Source organism: Alistipes megaguti (assembly GCF_944320325.1).
Lineage (GTDB): Bacteria > Bacteroidota > Bacteroidia > Bacteroidales > Rikenellaceae > Alistipes > Alistipes megaguti.
In genome coordinates this window covers 21,628-27,660 of the sequence record NZ_CALUHA010000032.1, presented here as the reverse complement: position 1 = coordinate 27,660, position 6,033 = coordinate 21,628, and the positions used below count along the sequence as shown (strand labels likewise).

5 protein-coding genes are annotated in these 6,033 nt (G+C 62.0%); all 5 read left to right on the top strand.

The genetic code is table 11. The features are described 5' to 3' along the window. Positions 1-275: glycoside hydrolase domain-containing protein (locus tag PUQ42_RS08485; protein ID WP_273372969.1), on the top strand; the 275-nt coding region annotated here is incomplete at its 5' end. 558 nt (positions 276-833) lie between these two features. Then, positions 834-2,630, top strand: a complete 1,797-nt coding sequence (rho, locus tag PUQ42_RS08480) for a transcription termination factor Rho (protein ID WP_273372967.1) — start codon at positions 834-836, stop codon at positions 2,628-2,630. 18 nt (positions 2,631-2,648) lie between these two features. Beyond that, entirely contained in the window at positions 2,649-3,419 is a 771-nt protein-coding gene (locus PUQ42_RS08475; RefSeq protein ID WP_273372965.1) for a S1/P1 nuclease, read from the top strand. A gap of 245 nt (positions 3,420-3,664) precedes the next feature. Beyond that, a complete protein-coding gene (locus PUQ42_RS08470) occupies positions 3,665-4,138 on the top strand; it encodes a DUF1893 domain-containing protein (RefSeq protein ID WP_273372963.1) in 474 nt (157 codons plus the stop codon). Continuing rightward, positions 4,125-6,029, top strand: a complete 1,905-nt coding sequence (locus PUQ42_RS08465; protein WP_273372960.1) for a TonB-dependent receptor — start codon at positions 4,125-4,127, stop codon at positions 6,027-6,029. The genes PUQ42_RS08470 and PUQ42_RS08465 overlap by 14 nt, the downstream gene beginning before the upstream one ends. The last annotated feature ends 4 nt before the right edge of the window (positions 6,030-6,033 follow it).

Sequence of the window (6,033 nt, the reverse complement as noted above, 5' to 3'; positions counted from 1 at the left end):
CCTGGTATGTCTTCTCGGCCCTGGGATTCTATCCCGTTTGCCCGGGAGCGGACGAGTATGCCGTCGGAGCGCCGTTGTTCCGCCACGCGACGATCCATCTGGAGAACGGCCAAAAGATCGAGATCGAGGCCCCGCAGAACAGCCCCGAAAACCGCTATGTCGGCAAGATGTCGTTCGACGGAAAGCCGCTGGCAGAGCCCTTCCTGCGCTATTCGGAGCTGAAGGAGGGCGCCACGGTCCGCTTCGACATGCAGGCCGGACCCGCCGCCGAATAACGCGCTGCGGCAGCGGGTCATCCGCCCGACCGCCACACCGAAATCCCGACCTTCCAACCCGAAGGCCGGGATTTGTGTTTGGATCCGTTGCGTTGCCCCCGACACACGGTGCGGTGCAAATATCCCCGCCGGTCCCGCCAGTCCCGTAGTTTCCACCGATTCCGCAGTTCTACCGGTTCCACAATTCCCACCGATCCTGCTGTTTCCGCCGTTCCCGCAGTCCGGATCGGAGACTGTACGGGCTCTCCGACACCTGTTAAAAAACCCTTCCGACACGGCGGAAGGGTTTTTCACACACAAACATTAACAATACAAACAATTCAATGGCGGAATCTGCGGTCGATTGTTCTGGGACAAAGGTCGGGGATTTTTCCATTCGTGGCAATCGCCAATTTTAGGTATTTTCATTGTCCGGAAGGTTCGAACGTCGTGCAAACGAAGTCCATAAATCGCTTTTTATTTTGTAATTCAAAATAATGCACTATCTTTGCAACAGTATTCCAAAGAACCGGACGGCCGTTCGGTTTTGAAAAATCTCATTCAAGAAGACATATTTATATGCAGGATCTGAAAGCGCTCGAAGGAAAAACGCTGGCCGAATTGCGTGAAATCGCAAAAGCGCTCGGCATTGGGAATGTGATGGTGAAAAAGCGCGAATTGATGGAAAAGATAGCCGGTGTGGCCGCAGAAGGCGCTCCGGAAGAGGCCCCCGCATCGGAGGCTGCGTCCCATCCGGATGCAGCCCCACAGAGCGACGAGGCCCCGAAGGCCAAACGGGGACGTCGTCCGCGTCTGGCCAAGGTTGAAGCGGCCTCGGAAGCGGTTTCCGCCCCGGAGGCAGCCCGCCCCGCAGAACCGCAGGAGGCGGCCGGGAGTGAGGCAACATCGGAAGCGGCTCCGGAGGAGACGGCGGAACATGCGCCGAAGGCCCCGCGTTTCCAGAAGGGACAGCGACGGAACCGGACAGAGAAGAAGCAGATGACACCCGACCCCGAACTTCAGATGGAGCCGGCCGCCGTATCGGAAGAGGCTTCGCTGCCGGAGGCATCCCAGCCGGCAGCCGTCCCGGAAAACACTCCGGAAAGCACCCCGGCCGAACCCAAGCGCCGGGGCCGCAAGCCCAAAAACCAGCAGCAGTCCCAGCAGCCGGCAACGGCCGATTCACAGCCGCAGCAGCCCCATGGCGCGGAAGCCGCGCCCCGCTCGCTGGATGACGAGATCATCACCAAGGACGACTTCGCCGGTGAAATCGAGGGCGAGGGCGTGCTGGAGATCATGCCCGACGGCTACGGATTCCTCCGCTCGGCCGACTACAACTACCTCAATTCGCCGGACGACATCTACGTCTCGCCCTCGCAGATCAAGCTCTTCGGACTGAAGCCAGGCGATACGGTCAACGGTGCGATCCGTCCGCCGAAGGAGGGCGAAAAGTACTTCCCGCTGGTGCGCGTGAACGAGATCAACGGACTGAAACCCGAATACATCCGCGACCGCGTGCAGTTCGAATACATGACGCCGTTGTTCCCGAGCGAGAAGTTCTGCCTGACGGGCAACGGACACAACAACATGTCGACACGTATCGTCGATCTCTTCTCGCCGATCGGCAAGGGGCAGCGCGCCCTGATCGTCGCCCAGCCCAAGACGGGTAAGACGATGCTGCTGCAGTCGATTGCCAACGCCATTGCGGACAACCACCCGGAGGTCTACATGATCGTGCTGCTGATCGACGAGCGTCCGGAGGAGGTGACCGAAATGGCCCGCAACGTGAAGGCCGAGGTCGTAGCGTCGACCTTCGACGAACAGGCCTCGCGCCACGTGAAGGTGGCCGAGATGGTCCTCGAGAAGGCCAAGCGCATGGTCGAGTGCGGCCACGACGTGGTGATCTTCCTCGACTCGATCACACGTCTGGCCCGGGCCTACAACTCCGTGCAGCCGGCCTCGGGCAAGGTACTCTCGGGAGGTGTCGACGCCAACGCCCTGCACAAACCCAAGCGCTTCTTCGGTGCCGCCCGCAACACGGAGGAGAAGGGTTCGCTGACGATCATCGCCACGGCCCTGATCGACACCGGCTCGAAAATGGACGAGGTGATCTTCGAGGAGTTCAAGGGTACGGGCAACATGGAGCTGCAGCTGGACCGCAAACTGGCCAACAAACGTGTCTACCCGGCCGTCGACGTCATCGCTTCGGGTACGCGCCGCGAGGATCTGCTGCTGCCGCGTGACGTGATGAACCGCACGTGGGTGCTGCGCAAATACCTCTCGGACATGACGCCCGTCGAGGCCATGGAGTTCCTCCAGAAGCAGATGGGACTCACCGACACGAACGAGGAGTTCCTCGCCACGATGAATCATTAGAAACGGCGTTCGGACACCATGAAACGACTGATTCTGTTCGCGTTGACACTTCTGATCTCCACCACGGCTTTCGGTTGGGGACAGAAGGGTCACGACGTGACGGCCGCCATTGCCGAACGCCACCTGACGCGAAAAGCAGCCAAAAAGATCGGGCAACTGTTCGACGGGCTGTCGCCCGTCTATTGGTCGAACTGGATGGACAATGCCAGCCATACGCCTGAATATGCACAAACGAAGACGTGGCACTACCTGAATGTCGAGCAGGGACAGACGTTCGACGAGGCCCGTCGTATTCCCGAGGGGGATGTGCTGCGGGCCGTCGAGGAGATCACCTCCACGCTGAAGGCCGGGGGTCTGACACCCGCCGAGGAGGCCGTCCAACTGCGGATGCTGATCCACCTGGTGGGGGACATGCACTGTCCGATGCACTTGGGCCGGCTGAGCGATCTGGGCGGCAACCGCCGCGCGGTACGCTTCTTCGGCCGGCCGACCAACCTCCACTCGGTCTGGGACACGGATCTGCCCGAGGCGGGGCACCGGTGGAGCTACTCGGAGTGGGCGAAGCAGGTGGACCGACTGCCGAAATCCGAGCAGCGCAGGGAGGAGGCCGGGGCCCCCGAAGCGTGGGCCCGCGAAACCCATGCCTTGTGCACGGAGGTCTACGACGCCTCGCCCCAGGGGGCGGAGATCTCCTACGACTACGTGGCGCGTTTCACCCCGGTGGTCGAACGGCAACTGCTGCGCGCCGGATTGCGATTGGCCCGACTGCTGAACGAAATCTACGGATAGAGCACGATACGGCACATCGTCCGCACGACAAACCCGCCCTCCGCGCATGGAGTGGCGGGTTTTAATGTGCGGGTGAGCAAGGGGGGGGGAGCCGAACAGGAAGAAGCGAAGCAAGAAGAAGGCAGTACGGAAGGAAGGCGGAATGCAGGCAGGAGTCCATCCGTAAAACGGGTAGCAAGTTCCGTAATTCAGCTAATCGGATTGGGCGATTTCGATGTATATTTGCTGTATCAAAACGGAAAAACATGAAACAGACACAGGAAGAAGATCCAGAGAATCGCCGGGCCATCGAGCGGTTGTATGCCGAAGGGTGTTCATGTGTCGTACGCAACGGCGGGACGATGCGTTCGTTCCACCAGCGCGGAGTAAGCGATCTGTGGCGGCTGCTGCACGAGGAGCCCGAACTGCTGCGCGGGGCCTTTGTCGCCGACAAGGTGGTCGGCAAGGGGGCTGCGGCGCTGATGGCCGTCGGAGAAGTACGGAGGCTCTACGCCCGCACGGTGAGCCGTCCGGCCCTGGAATTGCTCGCTGCGGCCGGCATCCCCGTGGAGTATGAGACCGTCGCAGAGCACATCATCAACCGCGCCGGAACGGGCATCTGCCCCGTCGAGCAGCTCTGTGCCGACGCCCGCACGCCCGAGGAGTGCCTGCCGCGCATCGGGGAGTTTATCCGCCGCATGAAGGAACAGACAAAAACCGCGGAGCATGAGACGAAATAGGGCAATGATCCTGCTGACCGTCTGCACATTGCTGGCAGGCGTCGTCACGGCCCGTCCCGAAACGGAGGAGGCACCGGCCGCGGAGGCTGCAACCCGCAACGTGCCGATCGACTCGGTCGTGGTGACCGGGACGCGCTACGCCGCCGATATCCGCCACCTGCCGATGACCGTCTCGGTCGTCGGCCGTCCGGAGATCGAACAGCGTCAGGAATCCTCGCTGCTGCCGCTGCTCACGGAGCAGGTGCCGGAGCTCTTCGTCACGTCGCGCGGCGTGATGGGATACGGGGTCTCGACCGGAGCTGCCGGCGGGATGAGTCTGCGGGGTCTGGGCGGCGGCGCCACGTCGCAGATGCTCGTGCTGATCGACGGCCAGCCCCAGTACATGGGCATCTTCGGCCATCCGATCGCCGACGCCTGCCAGTCGATGCTGGCCGAACGCGTGGAGGTCGTGCGCGGCCCGGCGTCGGTGCTCTACGGCTCGAACGCCATGGGCGGTGTGATCAACATCGTCACCCGGCGACAGGCCGAAGAGGGGATCCGCACCGACCTGAATGTCGGTTACGGATCGTGGAACACGCTGCAGACCGAGGCCGCCAACCGCATCCGCAAGGGACGTTTCTCGAGTGTCATTACGGCCTCGTACAACCGCACGGACGGCCACCGCGCCGACATGGGCTTCGAACAGTACGGCGGATTCGCCAAACTGGGCTACGAGATTTCGGACCACTGGAACGCCGCGGCCGACGTCAACGTCACTCACTTCAACGCCTCGAATCCGGGACCGGTCACGGCGCCGCTCTTCGACAACGATTCGCGCATCACGCGCGGCATGACCTCGCTGGCCCTCGAGAATGACTACGAGCACACCTCCGGAGCGCTGAAATTTTACTACAACTGGGGCCGTCACCGCATCAACGACGGATACGAGGCCGGCGAAGAGCCGCAATCCGAGCGTTTCAACTCGCGCGACCGGCTGTTCGGGGTGTCGCTCTACCAGAGTCTGACACTCTGGCGCGGCGGCCGGCTGACGGCCGGTGTCGACTGGCAGCATATCGTCGGCGAGGCCTGGAACCGCTCGGTGGCGGACGGCAGCGAGTCGTCGATCGTCGACGAGCGGGAGGAGGAGGTGGCCGGCTATGCCGAATTCCGGCAGCGGGCCGGGCGCTTCACCTTCGATGCCGGCGTACGCTACGACTGGCACACACGCAGCGGATCGGTCTGGGTGCCGCAGGCCGGTGTCTCGTTCGAGGCCGTGCGCAACGGTGTGCTGAAGGCTTCGGCAAGCAAGGGCTTCCGCAACCCGACGATCAAGGATCTCTATATGTTCGGCATGAAGAACCCCGACCTGCAGCCCGAGAGCGTCTGGAACTACGAAGTGGCCTGGAGTCACCGCCCGGGCGAAGGGCGCGTGTCGTACGGTGTCAACCTCTTCTGGATCGAGGGATGCAACATCATCCAGACTATCATGGTCGACGGCCGCCCGAAACTGCTGAACCAGGCCCGGGTCGAGAACCGCGGCGTCGAGGCCGAGATTGCCTGGAGAATCTCTCACGCGTGGAGTGTCGATGCCAACTACAGCTACCTGTGGATGAAGTATCCCGTGCTGGCCTCGCCCGAGCACAAGCTCCATGCGGGGGTGAACTACACCAAAAAGCGGTGGACGATAGCCGCCGGTGTGCAGTATGTCGACGGGCTCTATACAGCGGTAAGTTTAGATTCCGGCATTCAGGAAAATTTCGTACTTTTGAACCTCCGGGCCTCGTTCCGCGTCAACCGGTGGCTGACCCTCTATGCCCGCGGAGAGAATCTCCTCGCCCAACGGTATGAGATCATGGCCGGATATCCCATGCCGCGGGCTACGGCCTGGGGCGGCGTCAAGTTAAACTTTTAATACA